This is a genomic window from Streptomyces sp. NPDC048172 (assembly GCF_043202595.1).
GTDB lineage: Bacteria > Actinomycetota > Actinomycetes > Streptomycetales > Streptomycetaceae > Streptomyces.
Window position 1 is genome coordinate 23106 of record NZ_JBIDAT010000009.1, and the last position, 17712, is coordinate 40817.

15 protein-coding genes are annotated in these 17712 nt (G+C 73.6%); 7 read left to right on the forward strand and 8 right to left on the reverse strand.

What is annotated here, in order from left to right:
- Nucleotides 1-23: 23 nt before the first annotated feature.
- From ACGF3A_RS33995 to ACGF3A_RS34005, 3 genes are read right to left on the reverse strand one after another with little or no spacing between them, the layout of a single operon-like run.
- A complete protein-coding gene (locus tag ACGF3A_RS33995; RefSeq protein ID WP_393734297.1) occupies nucleotides 24-569 on the reverse strand; it encodes a class I SAM-dependent DNA methyltransferase in 546 nt (181 codons plus the stop codon).
- Nucleotides 570-601: 32 nt separating this feature from the next.
- Complete coding sequence (locus ACGF3A_RS34000; protein ID WP_393734660.1) at nucleotides 602-1672, reverse strand: sensor histidine kinase; 1071 nt, start codon at nucleotides 1670-1672, stop codon at nucleotides 602-604.
- Between the two features lie 10 nt (nucleotides 1673-1682).
- Nucleotides 1683-2387 (reverse strand): response regulator transcription factor, encoded by a 705-nt coding sequence (locus ACGF3A_RS34005; RefSeq protein ID WP_393734298.1) that lies wholly within the window; start codon nucleotides 2385-2387, stop codon nucleotides 1683-1685.
- Between the two features lie 87 nt (nucleotides 2388-2474).
- On the opposite strand from ACGF3A_RS34005, the gene ACGF3A_RS34010 reads away from it, so the two are divergent.
- The 3 genes from ACGF3A_RS34010 to ACGF3A_RS34020 all read left to right on the forward strand — a co-directional run bounded on the left by ACGF3A_RS34010 (nucleotide 2475) and on the right by ACGF3A_RS34020 (nucleotide 5156).
- A complete protein-coding gene (locus ACGF3A_RS34010; protein WP_393734299.1) occupies nucleotides 2475-3122 on the forward strand; it encodes a D-alanyl-D-alanine carboxypeptidase family protein in 648 nt (215 codons plus the stop codon).
- A 68-nt stretch (nucleotides 3123-3190) separates the two neighbouring features.
- Entirely contained in the window at nucleotides 3191-4219 is a 1029-nt protein-coding gene (locus tag ACGF3A_RS34015) for an endonuclease/exonuclease/phosphatase family protein (protein ID WP_393734661.1), read from the forward strand.
- 130 nt (nucleotides 4220-4349) lie between these two features.
- Nucleotides 4350-5156 (forward strand): SDR family NAD(P)-dependent oxidoreductase, encoded by an 807-nt coding sequence (locus tag ACGF3A_RS34020; RefSeq protein ID WP_393734300.1) that lies wholly within the window; start codon nucleotides 4350-4352, stop codon nucleotides 5154-5156.
- 13 nt (nucleotides 5157-5169) lie between these two features.
- Here ACGF3A_RS34020 and ACGF3A_RS34025 read toward each other — a convergent pair whose 3' ends face one another.
- Nucleotides 5170-5775 carry a hypothetical protein gene (locus ACGF3A_RS34025; RefSeq protein ID WP_393734301.1) on the reverse strand — a complete coding sequence of 202 codons (606 nt, stop codon included), beginning with the start codon at nucleotides 5773-5775 and terminating at the stop codon, nucleotides 5170-5172.
- Nucleotides 5776-5901: 126 nt separating this feature from the next.
- Between ACGF3A_RS34025 and ACGF3A_RS34030 the strand changes: the two genes are divergently transcribed.
- On the forward strand, nucleotides 5902-6852 hold the full coding sequence (locus ACGF3A_RS34030; RefSeq protein ID WP_393734302.1) for a phosphotransferase family protein: 951 nt from the start codon (nucleotides 5902-5904) through the stop codon (nucleotides 6850-6852).
- 24 nt (nucleotides 6853-6876) lie between these two features.
- On the opposite strand, the gene ACGF3A_RS34035 is transcribed toward ACGF3A_RS34030, so the two are convergent.
- Genes ACGF3A_RS34035 through ACGF3A_RS34050 form a run of 4 tightly spaced genes read right to left on the reverse strand, consistent with a single transcriptional unit; the run spans nucleotide 6877 to nucleotide 11446 of the window.
- Complete coding sequence (locus ACGF3A_RS34035; protein WP_393734303.1) at nucleotides 6877-7170, reverse strand: transcriptional regulator; 294 nt, start codon at nucleotides 7168-7170, stop codon at nucleotides 6877-6879.
- A complete protein-coding gene (locus ACGF3A_RS34040; RefSeq protein WP_393734304.1) occupies nucleotides 7167-7661 on the reverse strand; it encodes a hypothetical protein in 495 nt (164 codons plus the stop codon). The genes ACGF3A_RS34035 and ACGF3A_RS34040 overlap by 4 nt, the downstream gene beginning before the upstream one ends.
- A gap of 27 nt (nucleotides 7662-7688) precedes the next feature.
- The gene (locus tag ACGF3A_RS34045) at nucleotides 7689-10439 is read right to left on the reverse strand and encodes a cation-translocating P-type ATPase (protein ID WP_393734305.1); all 2751 of its coding nucleotides are present in this window, start codon (nucleotides 10437-10439) and stop codon (nucleotides 7689-7691) included.
- A 14-nt stretch (nucleotides 10440-10453) separates the two neighbouring features.
- Entirely contained in the window at nucleotides 10454-11446 is a 993-nt protein-coding gene (locus tag ACGF3A_RS34050; protein WP_393734306.1) for a polyphosphate kinase 2 family protein, read from the reverse strand.
- A gap of 525 nt (nucleotides 11447-11971) precedes the next feature.
- On the opposite strand from ACGF3A_RS34050, the gene ACGF3A_RS34055 reads away from it, so the two are divergent.
- The 3 genes from ACGF3A_RS34055 to ACGF3A_RS34065 all read left to right on the forward strand — a co-directional run bounded on the left by ACGF3A_RS34055 (nucleotide 11972) and on the right by ACGF3A_RS34065 (nucleotide 17559).
- Entirely contained in the window at nucleotides 11972-13126 is a 1155-nt protein-coding gene (locus ACGF3A_RS34055) for a PP2C family protein-serine/threonine phosphatase (protein WP_393734307.1), read from the forward strand.
- A gap of 170 nt (nucleotides 13127-13296) precedes the next feature.
- On the forward strand, nucleotides 13297-15021 hold the full coding sequence (locus tag ACGF3A_RS34060) for a hypothetical protein (RefSeq protein WP_393734308.1): 1725 nt from the start codon (nucleotides 13297-13299) through the stop codon (nucleotides 15019-15021).
- A gap of 90 nt (nucleotides 15022-15111) precedes the next feature.
- On the forward strand, nucleotides 15112-17559 hold the full coding sequence (locus tag ACGF3A_RS34065; protein WP_393734309.1) for an NB-ARC domain-containing protein: 2448 nt from the start codon (nucleotides 15112-15114) through the stop codon (nucleotides 17557-17559).
- Nucleotides 17560-17712: the final 153 nt, after the last annotated feature.

Genomic DNA, 17712 nt, shown 5'->3' on the forward strand with positions numbered 1-17712 from the left:
CGCTGCCGGGAACCTGCCAGCGCTCAGCCGTGCCTGCGGTGCACCGAGACCGCGTACGCCCCGCCCTCGTAGGGCTCGCGGGACCATGTCGCGTACCGCGTCTCGGGGGCGAGGCCCGCCGCCGCGCAGTGCGCGTCGTAGTCGTCCGCCGTGTAGCCCCGGTCCAGGGAGAAGCCCGCGACCAGGTGGCCTCCCGGCCGTACGTGCGCGGCGACCCCGGCGACCAGCTCGGGCTCCGTGCCGGGCGCGGTGAACAGGGGGACGTTGCCCGCCATCACGACCACGTCGAAGGTCGTCCCGAGGTCGAGACCGGCCAGGTCGCTCAGGCGCCAGGGGATGCCGGGGGCGAGGCGCCGGGCGGTGGCCAGCATCGAGTCGTCGACGTCCACCCCCACCACGTCGATCCCGTGCCGCGCCAGCTCGATCGCGACCCTGCCCGTACCGCACCCCGCGTCCAGGACGCTGGACGGCCCCAGCGAACGTACGAGCGTCGCCTCGCCGTGCACGTCCTTGCCCTCGGCGGCGATGCTGTCGAACCTCGCCTGATACTCCTCGCCGTTCCACGCCATACGTCCACCCTGGCACATCCGCCACTGGTGCCTCACCCGGCGGGCAGCTCCACGGTGACGCGGAGGCCGCCCTCGGGGCGTGGGGTGAGGGTGAGCGTGCCGTCGTGGGCCCGGGTGATCGTCTGGGCGATCGTGAGGCCGAGGCCGACGCCCGCGTGGTCGGCGTGCACGCGTTCGGTGCCGCGCTGGAACGGTTCCGTGAGCGTCGAGGCCCGCTCCGGGCCGATCCGCTCGCCGGTGTTCTCGACGGTGAGCACCACGGCGCCGGGGCGGACCTCGGGGCGGGCTTCGGTGCGGACCCACGCGGTGCCCCGGTCGGGCAGGTTGTGGACGATCGCGTTGTGCACGAGGTTCGTGGTCAGCTGCAGCAGGAGCGCCTGCGAGCCGGTCGTCGGGGCGACGTCGCCGCTGGTCCTGAGCGTGACGCCGTGCCGTTCCGCGAGCGGGAGGAGCGTTTCGGTGGCCTCTTCCGCCAGGAGGGAGAGGTCGACGGGCTCCGGGACGAAGGAGCGCTGGTCGGCGCGGCTGAGCAGGAGCAGGGCCTCGGTGAGGTCGATCGCCCGGGTGTTGACGGCGTGCAGACGGCCGATGATCTCGCCGGTGTCCTGGCCGGGGTCGGTACGGGCCACGTCGAGCAGCGCCTTCGAGACCGCCAGGGGGGTGCGCAGCTCGTGGGAGGCGTTGGCGGCGAATCTCCGCTGCTCGGCGACGTGCGCCTCCAGCCGGGCGAGCATCACGTCGAAGGCGTCGGCGAGTTCGCGGAACTCGTCCTTCCGGCCGGGCAGCCGGATCCGGTGGGAGAGCGATCCGCCGGTGGCCATGCGGGTGGCGTCCGTGATCCGGGTCAGCGGGGCGAGCATACGGCCGGCGAGGATCCACCCTCCCAGGAGGCCGAACAGCAGCAGGAAGACCATGGCCGAGACGGCCGCAGGGGCGAAGGTGCCCACGAGGAGCTGGCGATTGGGGTTGTCGTAGAGGGTCCGGCGGTCCCAGTCGTCGGGCACGTACTGCAGGAGGAACATCCACACGGCGGCCAGCAGCAGGCAGCCCGCGACCATCACGAACCCCGCGTAGCTGAGGGTGAGTTTGAGGCGCACGCTCAGCCCGGGTGCTCTAGGCACGCTCGCCTCCTCCCCCGCCCTGTCCGGCTGCGCCGGGTGCCGTGTCGATGCGGTAGCCGACGCCCGGCACGGTGGCGATGACCCAGGGTTCGCCGAGGCGTTTGCGGAGCGCCGAGACGGTGATGCGTACGGCGTTGGTGAACGGATCGGCGTTCGCGTCCCACGCCCTTTCCAGGAGTTCCTCGGCGCTGATGACACCGCCTTCGGCGGCGATCAGGACTTCGAGCACCGCGAATTGCTTTCTGGTCAGCGCGACATAACGGCCGTCCCGGTAGACCTCCCGGCGGAACGCGTCGAAACGCAGGCCCGCGATCTCCCGTACGGGCGGTCTGTTGTGGGCGCGTCTTCGGTCGAGGGCCCGGAGCCTGAGCGCGAGTTCCTGGAGTTCGAAGGGTTTCGTGAGGTAGTCGTCCACGCCGAGTTCGAATCCGGTGACCTTGTCGCCGAGCCGGTCGGCCGCGGTGAGCATGAGGATCGGCATGCCGCTGCCGGAGGCGACGATGTCCTGGGCGATCTCGTCGCCGGTCGGGCCGGGGATGTCGCGGTCGAGGACGGCGATGTCGTAGGCGTTGACGCCCAGCATCTCCAGGGCCGTACGGCCGTCGCCCGCGATGTCGGCCGCGATCGCCTCCAGGCGCAGGCCGTCGCGGATCGCTTCCGCCAGAAAGGGCTCGTCCTCGACGATCAGCACGCGCATGACCTCGATGCTACGAGGCGGCACATATCGTCGGCGTATCGAAAACCCCATACGTGCCGGCAACACCGCGCTTCCTTCACTGGCGGTATGGACCACACTCCGCGCTCGGCGCGCATCCCTCTCCGCCGGATTCACCGGCGATTCCTCGTCGGCCTGATTGCCGTCTTCGCGGCGATCGCCGCGCTCCTCAGTTATCAGGCCAGGAATTCCTCGTCCTCCTCGCCTCCCTCCTTCTCCTCTCCCCCGGGCTCCTCGTCTCCCCCGGGTGCGAAGGACGAGGCCGACGGCGCCGTCCCCGACGGCACGACGGTCCTCGACGAGGGCGTCCCGGCGGTGGACAGGCTCAGGCCGGAGCTGCGCGAGGCGCTCCGCCGGGCGGCGCGGGCCGCGCGGGACGCCGGGGGCGACGTGCTCGCGTTCTCCGTCAACAGCGGCTGGCGTTCCGCGGAGTACCAGGACCGGCTTCTTCGCGAGGCCGTCTCCAAGTACGGCTCCGAGGCCGAGGCCGCCCGGTGGGTGGCCACCGCCAAGACCTCGCCCCATGTGTCGGGGCAGGCCGTCGACATCGGCAGCTCCAACGCGACGGCCTGGCTCTCCGAACACGGCGACGAGTACGGCCTCTGCCAGGTCTACCGGAACGAACCCTGGCACTACGAACTGCGCCCCGAAGCGGCCGAGGACGGCTGCCCGCACATGTACGCCGACCCCACCCAGGACCCGAGGATGCGCAAGTGACCGCCGACGAGCGAGGGCAGACGATCGAGCGGACCGAGTCGGCTGAGGGGACCGAGCCGACTGAGCGGATCGAGGCGACCGAGCGAACCGAGGAGGAGGACCTCGCGCGGGAGCCCTCCCCCCGGCCGGGGCCCTGGCGGCGCGGCCTGGTGCTCGCTGCGACGGCGCTGCCGCTCGGCCTCCTCATGCTGCTGCACGCGCACGTCACGGACCGCGCGGGCCTCGGCAGCCTGCTGGAGACCTTCCTGCCGTGGTCCGGCCTGTTCGTCCCGCCGCTGCTGGCCGGGGCGCTGTGGCGCCGCTCCGCCTCCGCGCTGCTGGCGCTGCTGCTGCCGACCGTCGTGTGGCTGAGCCTCTTCGGCGGGCTGCTGACCGACAAGTCCCACGCGGGCGCGGGCAGCGCGCTGACCGTGGTCAGCCACAACGTCGGCGCCGACAACCCCGACCCGGCCCGCGCCGCCCGCGAGCTGACCGCCTCCGGCGCGGACGTACTGGCGCTCCAGGAGATCACCCCGCAGGCGAGGCCGCGGTACGAGAAGGCGCTCGCGAGGGCCTACCCGCACCACGCGGTGCGGGGCACGGTCGGCCTGTGGAGCAAGCTGCCGCTGTCGGGGACGCGGCCGGTCGACACGGCGACGGACGTCGGGCCGCTCGCGGACACCAAGCCGCTCGCACGCAGGCTGGCCGACACCCGGGCGCTGCGCACCACCGTGGCCACGGACAAGGGCCCGCTGGCGGTGTACGTGGCCCACCTCGGGTCCGTGCGCGTCCTGCCCCGGACCGGCTTCGCGACGGACGACCGGGACCGTGGCGCGCGGGCGCTCGCCAAGGCCGTCGCCGCCGAGCGCGAGCGCCGGGTGGTGCTCCTCGGCGACCTCAACGGCACAGCGGACGACCGCGCGTTCGCGGGCCTCACCGCACGCCTGCGCCCGGCACAGGAGGCGGCCGGGGACGGCTTCGGCTTCAGCTGGCCCGCGACGTTCCCGGTGGCGCGGATCGACCAGATCCTGGTCCGGGGCGTGGAGCCGGAGAGCTCGTGGGTGCTGCCCGCCACCGGCAGCGACCACCTGCCGGTGGCGGCCGGGATCGGCTGGTGAACGGCAGAACGTCGTGACCGTTTCCCGCCAGCCCTCGTACGGCGCACGGACCAGGATCTCCGTCATGCAGAGCCCGCCGGGCGGAACGGAGCCGGGCGGAGCCGATACCGAGAAGCACAGGAGTACCGCTATGGATCTTCGACTTTCCGGACGTGTCGCCGTGGTCACCGGCGCCTCGAAGGGCATGGGCCTGGCCATCACCAGGACGCTGCGGGAGGAGGGCGCCCGCGTGGTGGCGGCCTCCCGCAAGAGCAGCCCGGGCCTGGACGCGCTCGCCGGTCCCGGTCTCGTGCACGTACCCGTCGACCTGATGGACGAGGACGCCCCGGCGCGCGTGATCGAGCGCGCGGTGAGCGAGTTCGGGCAGCTGGACATCCTGGTGAACAACGCCGGTGGCCCGCCGCCCGGCGTCGAACTGCCGCGCGGCTCCTTCCTGGACGCCTCGCTCGACGACTGGCGCGGGATGTTCGAGTTCAACCTCTTCGCGGTCGTACGGGCGGTACGGGCCGCGATCCCGCACCTGCTCGAGAGCGACGCCGCCTCGATCGTCAACATCACCTCGGGCAACGCCCGCCAGCCCTCGCCGATCAACGCGGACTACGGCGCGGCGAAGGCGGCCCTGGCGAACCTGACCAAGCAGCTCTCCGGGGAGTTCGCCCCGCAGGGCATCCGGGTCAACGCCGTGGTGCCGGGCGTGACCCGTACCGAGTGGTGGACCGAGGAGGGCGGCGTCGCCGACAGGATCGCCGCGCAGGCGGGCACGGACCGCGACTCGGTCATCGAGCGGGTCGTCCCCGAGATGATGGACCTCGCCACCGGACGCTTCGTGGAGCCCCAGGAGATCGCCGACGCGGTCGCCCTGCTGGCCTCCCCGCGCTCGGGCAGCACCACCGGAGCGGAGTTCGTCGTCGACTCGGGCCTCCTCAAGGAGGTGTGAGCCGAGGTCTGCTTCAGAGCTCCTTCAGGAACAGCGTGCGGGCGTACGCGTCGAAGTCCGCGAGGTGCGCGGAGATGAAGTCCACCTCGTGGCCGACGACGTAGAAGACCACGTCGACGCCGGACTCCTCGGCCCGCCAGGCGTACCGGACGGAGATCATCGGCCCCGCCTCGTGGTCGTGCCAGCGGTTCACGGCGCGGATCCCCTCGCCGAGCCGCCCGCCCGGGAAGACCTCGGGCGCGAACGGGTGCGTCAGCTCGTCCGCGTTGCCGCGCACGGCCGTGCGGAGCACCGTCTCCCGGTCGCCCTCGATCGCGGTGACGACGGCGAACGCCTGGTGCGGGGGCGTTCCGGGCTCGGGCGCGAAGAGGTACGCGTAGTGCGCGGGGAAGGTGGAGAAGAGCGCGGAGTACTCCACGAGCCAGTCCCGCAGCTTCTTCACCTTCCGCCTCTTCGGCTGCTCCCCGTGCGTGAGCAGGATCGCCCTGGCGCACTCCCCGGCCCATTCCTTGCGCCAGTCGTCGTGCTTCTCCCCCAGCGGCATGGGGAACCAGGGCTCCTCCGTCTCGGAGTCCACCATGTAGACCAGATGCGCCTGTATCTCACTGGGCTGCGTCATTCGGCTTCCCCCGCACTTCTCCTCGGGCCCCGCGGGCCGGGGCCGGGGCCCGCAGCCTAGTACGGGCGTACGGGCCCCCGGCCAAACACTTGGCGTGCGCCGTCGTCCGGATGATGGGGTGGCGCGATGACTGATCACGAGGAGGCGGCGGCCGTCCGCCCGTTGGCACTGGCCTGGGTCGGCCGGCATCTGGAGGACGGGGAGCGGATCGTCGGGGTCGAGGCGCTGCACGGCGGCGTGACCGCGGAGATGCGCAGGCTGACCGTGGGGACGCGGGAGGGCGGCACGCGGGAGCTGGTGCTGCGGATGTTCGTGGACCCGTTCTCCCTGCGGAACGCCGAGGAGTGGCTGGGCCGGGAGGTCGCGGCCCTGACCACGCTCGCGGGGACCGGCGTACCGGCTCCCGGGCTGGTCGCGGTGGATCCGGCCGCGGCGCACTGCGAGTATCCGGCGCTCCTGATGACCCATCTGCAGGGCCGGACGGTCCTCGACGACGAGGGGGTGGAGGCGCGCGTTCCGCTGTTGGCCCGGCAGCTCGCGGCGATCCACGCGGTGCGGCCCGCCGAGCGGCCCCTGACGTACGTGGCGTTGACGACCGCCGACACCGTCGTCGTCCCGGAGGGTGCGGACGCGGCGGTGTGGGGCGCGGCGATCGAGGTGATCCGCGAGCCCGCGCCGCCGTACGAAGGGCGGTTCCTGCACCGGGACTTCCAGCCCGGCAATGTGCTGTTCGACGTGCGGTCCGCGGTCCGGATCAGCGGTGTCGTCGACTGGGCGGGCGCCTCCTGGGGCCCGGCGGATGTCGATGTGGCGCACTGCTCCACCATCCTCGCGCTGCTGCACGGCCCCGAGTGGGGCCACCGGTTCGCCGGGGCGTACGAGGAGGCCGGTGGCGTGCTGGCCGCGACCGTGGGCGAACGGCGGTACTGGCAGGTGCGGGACGCGCTGGCGTTCTCGGAGGAGGTACGGCTGGTGGCGCGGCCCTGGCGGGAGGCGGGGCGGACCGAACTGACGCCCCGGTTCGTGGAGAAGCGGCTCGACGCCTACGTCACCAGCGTGATGGACAGGTGGAGCTGAGCCCTCTCGCCCGTCCCGTTCGCGTCACTCCCCGACGATCGCCCGCAGCGCCGCCCGGTGCGCCCCGTACGCCTGCCGTCCCTCGCGGGTCAGGCTCAGCCAGACGCGCTGGCGCGTGTCCCGTACGGCCTTGCGCTGTGCGACGTATCCGGCCTCCATCAGGACCGTCACATGCTTGCTGAGCACCGAGGCGGACACGTCGAGCTGCCGCTGGACCACCGCGAACTCGGCCTCGCCCGCGGTGTCGAGCAGCGCGCAGATGCGCAGCCGGTTCGGGGCGTGGATGGTGGCGTCGAAGCCGCCCTCGTCGGCTCTCATGCGCCCTTCCGGTGCAGCCGTACGAAGGTGCGGTGCGCGGCGAGCGAGACGGCGGCGCCGACGAGGGAGGCGGCGAAGAGCCACGCGGGCTGCGCGGTGAGGCGGAAGACCAGGACCGCGCCGACCAGCAGGGCGGGCAGTCCGGTCATGAGGGCCAGCACGGCGCGCCGGGGCAGGACGTCCATGCGCAGGGCCACGCCCGTCTTCCTGCGCCAGTTGGCCCCCGCGACCGCGAAGAGCGCCAGGAACCCCACGGTGAGGATCAGCATGATCACGAGCCAGGCGCCGGACGGCAGCAGCCACTCGGGGCTCGCGACCACGCCCCCGTAGACCGGCGGGATCGCGGCGATGTAGACCGTGAGCGTGGCGGTGAACCAGCGCGGCCAGGGCGTCGCGGAGAGGGCCGCGGTCGTCGCCTGGACGTGCCGCACCTCGTCCAGGGCCGCGCGGGCCTGCTGCGGAGTGGGACGGATTCCCCCGTTGGTTTCCATGACGGAAACAGTACGGCCCGCTTTCCGTTACGGCAAGACTTGATTTTCCGTCCCGGAAACTCGCCGGGCGAGGAACTTGCCGGACTCCCAGAGCACGAGCAGCGCGAGCGGCGGGATCAACGTCCAGGCGAACTCCCGCAGTTCGAGCGCGGTCGTGTCCAGCAGGCGCTGGAAGACGTCCATCTGCGTGACCAGCACGGCGAGCGCGAGCTCCACGAGGATCGCCCGGTTCATCTGCTTGCTGTCGAAGCTGGCGGTGGTCAGGACGGTGCCCGTCTCGCTCCGGCACTCCAGCGCGGCGACGACCAGGCAGAGGGCGAAGGACGTGAACGCCATCGACTGGCCGACCTTGGCACTGTCGAAGTGCGACTCGCCGAGCTTGATCATGGAGAGCAGGCCGATCGTGATCGCCAGCCCGGAGAGGCCGACCGTGATCATCACGCCGCGCGTCAGCACCGGCTCGCCACGCGGACGCGGCCTGCGCTCCATGAGCCCCGGGCTCTGCAGGTCGAAGCCGAGCGCGAAGCCGAAGGCCGCGTTGACGAAGAAGTGGATCCACAGCACCTGCGCCGGGGTGAAGGGCTCACCGGAGGCGATGTTGAAGAGGGAGGCGCCGAGGAACGTCAGCACGAAGACGACGAGGAGCACGAGGACGAAGCGGATGTACTTGGTGAGGTTGTCGTAGATCTTGCGGCCCTGCTCGACGGCGAAGACGATCGTGGCGAAGTTGTCGTCGGCCAGCACCATGCGCCCGGCGTTCTTGGCGACCTCCGTCCCCGACCCCATGGCGATGCCGATGTCCGCCGCCTTGATGGCCGGTGCGTCGTTGACGCCGTCGCCCGTCATGGCGACCACGTGGCCCTTCTGCTTCAGGGTGTCGGCGAGCAGCACCTTGTGCTCGGGCGCGACCCGGCCGACGACGCCGATGTCGTCGATCCTGGCCAGCCGTTCGCTCTCCGGCAGCGCCGCGAAGTCCGCGCCGAGGACGGCCTCCCCCTCGATGCCGAGCTGCCGTGCGATGGCGGCGCCCGTGACGAGGTCGTCGCCGGTCACCATCCGCACCCGGATGTGCGCCGCCTGCGCGTCGGCCACCGCGCCCCGCGACTGCTCCCGGGGCGGGTCGACCATCCCGACCAGGCTCGTCATCTCCAGCCCGGTGACATGGCCGAGCAGATCCCCCGCCGGGTCGAACGCCGCCGGATCGAACACCGCCGGGTCGAGGTCGCACCGCGCCGCGGCCATCACCCGCAGGCCCTCGCCTCCCATACGCGCGATGTGCTCCTGCGCCCGCCTCTCCGCCTCCGCGTCCCACGGCACCGACGCACCCTGCGCCGACGCGGTGGCGGCCCGGGCCAGCACGGCGGGCGCCGCGCCCTTCACGAAGCACCGCACCACGGGGCGGCCCGCCGCGTCCGTCGCGGAGTTGAAGGTGGCCATCAGCTTGTACGAGGGGTCGAACGGCAGCGTGGCCAGCCGGGGGAACCGCTCCCTGGTGGCGTCGACGTCCAGTCCGGCCTTGTGGCCGAGGACCAGCAGGGCGCCCTCGGTGGGATCGCCGACCACCTCGCCCCGTACGAGCCCGGCGTCGTTGGCGACCAGGTACGGCAGGATCGCGTCCTCTATGGCGGGCGAGCTGCCGACGGCGTGGTGGACCTTGCCCTCCAGGCTGTACCCGGTGCCGGAGACCGTGTAGCGGTCGCCCGGGTCGACCACCTCCACGACGGTCACCTGGTTCATGGTGAGCGTGCCGGTCTTGTCGGAGTTGATCGCCGAGGTGAAGCCCAGCGACTCCACCGACGGCAGGTCCTTGATGATCGCCTCGCGCCGTGCCAGGTCGATCCCGCCGATGGAGAGGATCGTCTGCGTCACCGTCGGCAGGGCCTCCGGAATGGCGGCGATCGCCAGGGAGACGGCGGCCACGAACAGCGCGTCCCACGCGTCCCCGTGGCTGCGCCCCAGCACGAACATCACGATCATCGTCAGTCCGGCCGCGCCCGTGATCCACAGCGTGAGCCGGTCCAGCTCCCGCGTCAGCGGCGAGGACTCGCGCGGCGTCGCCGAGAGCATCCCGGAGATCCGGCCGAGCTCCGTACCGGCCCCCGTGGCCGTGACGAGCACCGTCCCGCTGCCGTGGGTGACGGGGGTGTTCATGAACGCCATGTTCGTACGGTCCCCGGGCCCCAGCCCGTCGCCGGAGAGCGGCCCCGACTCCTTGGCGGCGGGCACGCTCTCGCCCGTCAGCGCCGACTCGTCGATCTGCAGGGCGCTGGCCGCCACGATCCGGCCGTCGGCCGCGACCTCGTCCCCGGCCGTGAGGAGCACGACGTCGCCGACGACGACCTCCTCCGCCGGAATCTCGGCCTCCGCACCGTCCCTGCGCACCCGCGCGGTCGCGTTCAGCATCGACTTGAGCGCGTTCATGGCGCTCTCCGCCTTGCCCTCCTGACGCATCCCCACGACCGCGTTGATCACCGTCAGTACGAGCAGCAGGACGCCGGTGGTCCACTCCTCGATCACCAGGGACACCACGGCGGCGCCCACCAGGACGAGCTGCATGTAGCTGCGGTACTGGGCGAGATAGCGGCGCCAGGGCGGCAGCGGCTTCTCCTCCGGAAGCGCGTTCGGACCGTGCGTCCGCAGCAGCTCCGCCGCCCGCGCCGAGGTCAGGCCCACGGCCTGGTCCACGTCGAGCGCGGCGGCGACGTCCTCCGCCGCGAGCCCGTACCACTCCCGGCCGTGGTCGGCGCGCCCGCCCGGGACATCTGTCTGCGCGGTCATGGCACGCCCCTTCGCTAGCGCTGTCCGCCAGGGTGCTTGCTCTTCTTCTTGCGGGGTTTCGCGGCCGTACCGGCGGCTGCCTCGTACGGATCGGCCGCGGCGCCCTCGGGCGCCTCACGTTCCAGGTCCCGCTTGACCTCGGCCAGTTCCTTCCGGGTCCGGTCGCTGACGTGCGGGTACTGCGGGTCGAGCCCGATGAACGTGTGCGCCAGCACCGCACCGGCGCAGATCCGCGCGAACCACTTGTGGTCGGCCGGAACGACGTACCAGGGAGCCCACTTCGTGCTGGTGGCGGAGAGCATCTGCGAGAACGCCTCCTGGTAGTCGTCCCACCGGGCACGCTCGCGGACGTCCGCCGCCGAGAACTTCCAGTTCCGCTCGGGAATGTCGATGCGCCGGAGGAAACGGGTCCGCTGTTCCTCCTTCGAGAGGTTCAGGAACAGCTTCACGAGCTTGAAGCCGTTGTCGTTCAGATAGCGCTCCCAGTCGTTGATCGCGCGGTAGCGCCGCTCCCACACGTCCGGGCCGCGCGCCGCCCCCGGCAGCCGCTGCCGTACGAGGTGCTCCGGGTGCACCCGCACCACCAGGACCTCTTCGTAGTGCGAGCGGTTGAAGATCCCGATCTCCCCGCGCCGGGGCAGGCTGCGGGCGTAACGCCACAGGAAGTCGTGGTCGAGCTCCTCTGCCGACGGCGCCTTGAACGAGGTCACCCGCACACCCTGCGGATTGACTCCGCTCATCACGTGCCGGATCGTGCCGTCCTTGCCACCGGCGTCCAGCGCCTGGAGGCACACGACCACCCCGTAGGTCTCCTGCGCCGCGAGCCGCCGCTGGTAGTCGGCGAGCAGCTCGACGCCGCTGCGCAGCAGTTCGACGCCGTCGCGCTTCCGCCGGATGCCCGCCTTGTAGCCGGGATCGAAGTCCTCCGCGAGATTCACCTTCGTGCCCGGCTCGACCCTGAGCGGCCCGATGAACTCCGCTATCCGTTCGGCCCTGCTGTCGGCCATCGTCCGCCCGCCCCTCGTCACCCCGCACCGCACCGCACCGCCAGAATCACTCCGGCCGACGACGGCGGGCCTCACCCTCCGAGGGTGATTCGGGGCGTACGGGATCGAGTCGGCGCGGGTCGCGGCGCCGTTGCCGAGGGATGCGGGCGGGAATACGCTGCGGGGGACGGTTCGCCCCTGACCCTGGCGAGCGGCGTCCACCGTGCACGGTGTGCGCGGTGTGGGCGCGTGCAGACGACCCCCGGCGCCAGGGCCCGTTCCTTCCGTGACGGGCGAGCGGCCTTCGGCGTTCCTCTTCCTCCGCGACCTCGGACAAGGAAGGGGCGGGGGTGGCCTGGGCCGTGCGAGGGGGTTCCGCGTCCCGGGCCGTACGGCGGCCGCCTCCGAGCCATCCGGAGGCGGCCTGCCGCCGCATCGGGCTCGATGGCCACGTCCCCGCCCCCGGCCGGTGCGTTCGCGGTACGTGGCGCGCCCGGGCGGCGTGGGTCGCCGGGAACCGGGCGGGGCTCGGGCTATACAGGGACGGTGGGTCGACAAGAGCGTCCCGGCGGGGCCGGGCGGGCATGGCTGCCACGTCCGGTACTGCTGGGGCTGCCGCTGGGTCTGATCGCTGTGGTGGCGGTGATCGACGTCCTGGCGCCGCCCGAGGTGCATCTCGGGCCGCTGCTCGTCGCGGCTCCGGCCGTCACCGCGGCGTTCGGCGGGCCATGGCTGATCGCCTCGATGGGGGCCGTCGCCGCGGCGACGCAGCTCGGGCTCGGAGTGGCCCGGCGCGGCTGGCTGACCCTCAACCACGAGATACAGGTCCTCGCGATCATCATCGTCACCGTGGTCGTCGCGCTCTTCGCGCTGCTGCGCGAGCGGCAGGAGCGGGAGATGACCCAGGTGCGGTCCGTCTCGGAGGCCGTGCAGCGCGTGCTGCTGCGGCCGCTGCCGCCGCGCCTGGGGCCGCTGCGCGTCGCGGCCGTCTATCTGGCCGCCGAGGCGGAGGCGCAGGTCGGGGGCGACCTGTTCGCCGCGTCCCGTACCGAGGGGCGGACCCGGGTGCTCATCGGCGACGTACGGGGCAAGGGGCTCGGCGCGATCAGCGACGCCGCGCTGCTGCTCGGCGCCTTCCGGGAGGCCGCGCACCGGCACACCGACCTCTCCGCGCTCACCCGGTACCTGGAGCAGAGCGTGGGACGGGGACTCGCGGAGGACGCCGTGGCCGGGGACGGCCCGGATGACGGAAGCGACGTGGGGGACGTGGGGGACGTAGGGGAGGACTTCGTCACCGCCGCCGTCGTGGAGATCCCGGACGACGCGCCCGAGGTCCGCGTCGTCAGCTGCGGCCACCCTCCGCCGCTGCTGCTCCGCGGCCGCCGGGTCGTCCCCCTCCTGCCCACGCACACGGAGCCGCCGCTGGGCCTGGGCGAGTTCGCCGGCTCCGGCTACCGGGCCGACACCTTCGCGCTGGAGCCGGACGACCGGCTCCTCCTCTACACCGACGGCGTCATCGAGGCACGCGACGAGACGGGCACGTTCTACCCGCTGGCCGAACGGGCCGCCGACTGGGCGGGCGACGATCCCGAGGTGCTGGTGCGGCGGCTCAAGCACGATCTGCTCGCGTACAGCGGCGGCAGCCTGGGCGACGACGCCGCCATGGTCGCTCTCCACCGCGCCCCCGGAGGGCCGCCCTAGAATGCTGCAGATCATGTGCCGGGACCGGAGGGGTTGCAGTTCGGCTTGAAATGCAATAGCCGCACGATAGCCGCGAGCCGCGAGCCGCGAGCCGCGAGCCGCGAGCCGCGAGCCGCGAGCCGCGAGCCGCGCAGGCTCCGCAAGCTGCGCTGAGCGCGAAGGGGTTCGGGGTGGCCGCGCGGTCCGCTGACATCCCGTTCCTGCGCGTTCCGGTCGGGGACGACGCGCACCGTTGGAGCACCTTCCCCGGCGAGCGGACGCTCGTCGTCGCGACGCGCACCCTCACCTCCACCATCCGGGTCCTGGAGTCGCTGCCCGCCGTGCTGCGCGGCGACCCGCGCGTCACGGTCGTCTTCGCGCACGACCCGACCTCCGCCTTCAGCGACGGCTCGCTCGACCTGCTCCATGACGCGGGCTGCCGGGTCATGCCCTGGGAGCAGCTGTCCCGGATCACCCCCGATCTCATCCTCAGCGCGAGCGAGAACATCGAGGTGCCGGACGGTGACTGCCCGGTGCTCGTGCTCCCGCACGGGATCGGCTTCCAGAAGTACGTGCCGGACTCGCGCTCCGCGCGCAGCAGGCTGTCGGGCGTCGCGCACGACGCGCTCCTCGCGACGGGCCGCGCGTGGACGGCCGTATCGCATCCGGAGCAGGAGCGGCAGCTGCTGGCCGCGCACCCGAAGACGGCCGGGCGCACGCTGCTCGTGGGCGACCCCTGTCTCGACGAGCTGCTCGTCAGCGCGCACCGGCGCGGGCACTACCGGCGCGCGCTGGGCGTCGGGGAGGGGCAGCGCCTGGTCATGGTGAGTTCGACGTGGGGGCCGACCTCCCTCATCGGCCGCCACCCGGACCTGCCCGCGCGGCTGCTGGCCGGGCTGCCCTGGGACGCGTACCGGGTCGCGCTCGTGCTGCACCCCAACGTGTGGTCGGCGCACGGCGCCTGGCACCTGCGTACGCTCCAGGCCCGGGCCCTGGACGCCGGTCTCGTGCTCGTCCCCCCGGTCCACGACTGGCGTCCCGCGCTCGTCGCCGCCGACGCCGTCGTCGGCGACCACGGCTCGGTCACGCTCTACGGCGCCGCGCTGGGCAAGCCCCTGGCGCTGGCCGCGTACGGGCAGGACGCGGTCCCCGGCACCGCGGGCGCCGCGCTGGCGCGGCTCGCCCCGCGCTTCGACCCGGAGCGCGAGGCGCTGCCGCAGCTCGCGGACGTCCTGCGGACCCACGAGGGCGAACCCGGGCGGTACGCGCCCGCCGCCGCCCGCGCCTTCGACGCGCCGGGCACGGCCCTGGCCCGGCTGCGTACGGCCGTCTACGAGCTGCTCCGGCTGGAGCCGCCGCCCGCCACGCCGCCGTCCCCGCTGAGCCTGACGCCCCCGGACGCCACGGCCGGGGCCGTCGTCGCCTCGTGGGTGGTCACCACGCGAGCCCGTACCGGGGATGACGGCGCGTCGGCCGTACGCGTGCGCCGTGTCCCCGCCGCCGTCTCCGAGGGGCTGGACGAGGACGACGGCTGCTTCGCGCATCTCGCGGCCCGCCCCGACGAGGAGCGCGACCGGCGCCTGATCGAGAGCGCCTCGGTCCTGGTGGGCTCCTCCCCCGCGCCGACCACGGCGGCGGCCCACCGCTGGGCCCGCGACACGCTCGCCCGGTGGCCCGGCGCGCTGCTGGCGGCGACCGCGCTCGCCGACGGGGACGACGGGGACGGCGGGGAGTGCCTGGTGGCCCTCCGCGACGGCCGGGCCGTACGGACGGCCGGGGTGCCGGACCCCGGGCTGGCCGCAGCCGTCGTCCACTTCCGGCTGCGGGCCGGTGACACGCCCGACGGCGGCGCGGTGGCGGTCCGCGTCGGGGGCGGCCTCGACGGCACCGTACGGCTGCGCCCGTTCCCGTTCTGACCTGCGCGTCCCCCAAGTGGCCCTCTACACACTCCTCCTCGCCCGCACTACGGTGGTCCCCCACACACCCGGTAGGTGAAGGGGCGCTTGGTGGCAGTCGAGGTCGCGGCGGTCGCCGCATCTGGCGCGACGAGCACATTGGTCGGACTCGCGGTCACGGAGGCGTGGACACGGACGCGGACCCTGCTCACCCGCGTGTTCGGCCGTCGCGGGGACGGGACGGCGAGCGAGGCCGACGAGGAACTCCGCGCGGCGTTGGAGGAGTTGACCGCCGCGCTCCAGAGCGAGGACCCGTATGCGCGGGAGGACGCCGCCGACCGCCTGCGGCGCAGGCTGCGCCGTGCGCTGCGGGAGGAGTCCGAGACCGCGCGTGAGCTGGTCGCGCTGCTGCGCGAGTGGGGCGACGAGGACGAGCCGACACCGGCCCCGGCCCCGGCCCCGGTAGCGGCGGCCGGCCCCGCCGCGATCTCGTACGCCGTGCCGCCCGCCCTGCGCCCGGAGGGCCCGCCCTCACAAGTCCCGGCCCTGCGTACCCGCTTCATCAACCGCGCGGCGGAGCTCGACGACCTGGAGCGCTCGGCGGGCGGCTCCCCGCACGTGGACGTCCGGCTGCTGGCCGGGCCGCCCGGCGTCGGGAAGTCCGCGCTGGCCCGGCACTGGGCGCACACGGTGCGCGAGCGCTTCCCCGGCGGGCGGCTCTACGTCGACTTCGCGGCCCCGCGCGACGGCTCGGGCACCGGTCACGGGATCGGTGCCGACGTGACCGACGCCGTCGGCCACTGCCTGCGCGCGCTCGGCGTGGACGAGACCCTCCTGCCGCCGTCCCTGGAGGAGCGCACCGCGCTCTTCCGCAGCCGGACAGCCCAGCTCCGGGTGCTGCTCGTGCTGGACGACGTGACCTCGCCCGCGCAGGTACGGGCGCTGATCCCGGAGGGGCCGGGGAGCGCCGTGCTCGCCACGAGCACCTCGAAGCTCGGCGAACTCGCCCTCGACGGCGCCCGGCCGCTCCCCCTGGACCCCCTCACCACGGAGGCGGCGCTGCTCCTGCTGGCCGACCGGTGCCGCGCGGAGCGGGTCGAGGCGGAGCCCGGGGCGGCGCGGCGCGTGACCGAGCTGTGCTCCGGGCTGCCGGTCGCCCTGCACGTCGCCGCAGCGCGCCTGGTCAACGAACCGCGGCTGACCATGGCCGCGCTCGCCGCCGAACTCGCCGACGAGGCACGGCGGCTCCCCGCACTCAGCGTAGGAGGGCAGTCGCCGGTGACCGCGGTCCTCGACACGTCCTACCGCCGGCTCTCCCCCGAGCTGGCGCACGGCTACCGGCTCCTCGGCTGGATCCCGGGCCCCTCCTTCGACACCGCCACGGCCGCCGCCGCGCTCGGCTCCGGCTTCGCCTCTGCCGAAGTGCTGCTCGACGTCCTGGAGGACATGAGCCTGCTGGAGACCGGGCGGGACCGCCGCCACCGGTTCCACGGCCTCGTACGCGCCCATGCGCGCGAGCGCGCGGCGGAGGAGGAGCCGGAGGGCGGCGAACGCGAGGTCGTACGGCGGGTGCTGACGCACTACCTGGCCCTCACCGCGTTCGCCGACCGCGCGGTGCGCGCCGACCGGCTGCGCGTCGCGGACCTGGACGCGCTGCTCGCCGGGCGCGCCGACCCGTTCGCCGCGCCCGGCGGTCCCGGGCCGCTGGACTGGCTGGAGGCCGAGCGTCCCGCCCTCATGGCGACGCTGCGCGCCGCCGGACCGCACCGGCTGCACACCCCGGGGTGGCAGCTCGCGGAGAGCTTCACCGTGCTCTTCCTGCACCACCGGCACCTGGGCGACTGGCGGGAGTCCCTGGAGCTGGGCGCCCGGTACGCGAACGCCGCCGTCGCCCCGGCCGCCGAGGCCCGGCTGCGCACCCTCCTCTCCCGCCCGCTCCTCGACCTCGGCGAGGACGGGCAGGCGGGCGACGAACTCACCATGGCCCAGGCGTGCGCCGAGGTGGCGGGCGACCCGGTACTGCTGGCCTCCACGCTGGAGTTCACCGGCCGTTACTGGGACCGGACCGACCCCGCCCGCGCCCTCGACGCCTACCGGCGCTCCATGGAGCTGAACGAACGGGGCGGCGAGCCGCGCGGCGCGGCCATCGCCGCGTTCTTCCTCGGCCGCGCCCAGTCCGCGAACGGCGATCCCGAACTCGCCCTCGCCACCCTCCGGCAGGCCCGTACGGACCTGCTCGCGCTGCCGGACCCCGATCACCGTATGGCGGCCCGTGCCACCGCGGCGCTGGGCCGCGTCCTGGACGTTCTCGGCCGTACGGAGGAGGCCGTGGCCACGCTGCGGGAGGCGGCGGAGACGCTCCGGGAGCGCGAGGGGTACGCGTACGAGGCCGAGGCCCTCGAAGACCTGGTGCGCGTCGCCGACCGCCCCGGCGCCGACAGGTCCCGGCTGCGCGCGGACCTGGCCCGGATCGTGGAGATCCACGAGGAGATGGGCAGCCCGCGCGCCGAGGCTCTGCGCGAGCGGTTGCGCGCCGTGCAGGAGGGCGACGGGCTCTAGTCCGTCGCCGCTGGGCAGGGGCTGCCCCGTGCCGTGCGTTGCAGGCTGCGGCCGTCGTCGTGGCTTGTCGCGCAGTTCCCCGCGCCCCTGACGGGGCGCTCCGGGGAGCGCCCTCAAGGGGCGCGGGGAACTGCGCGAGCAACCACCCATAAC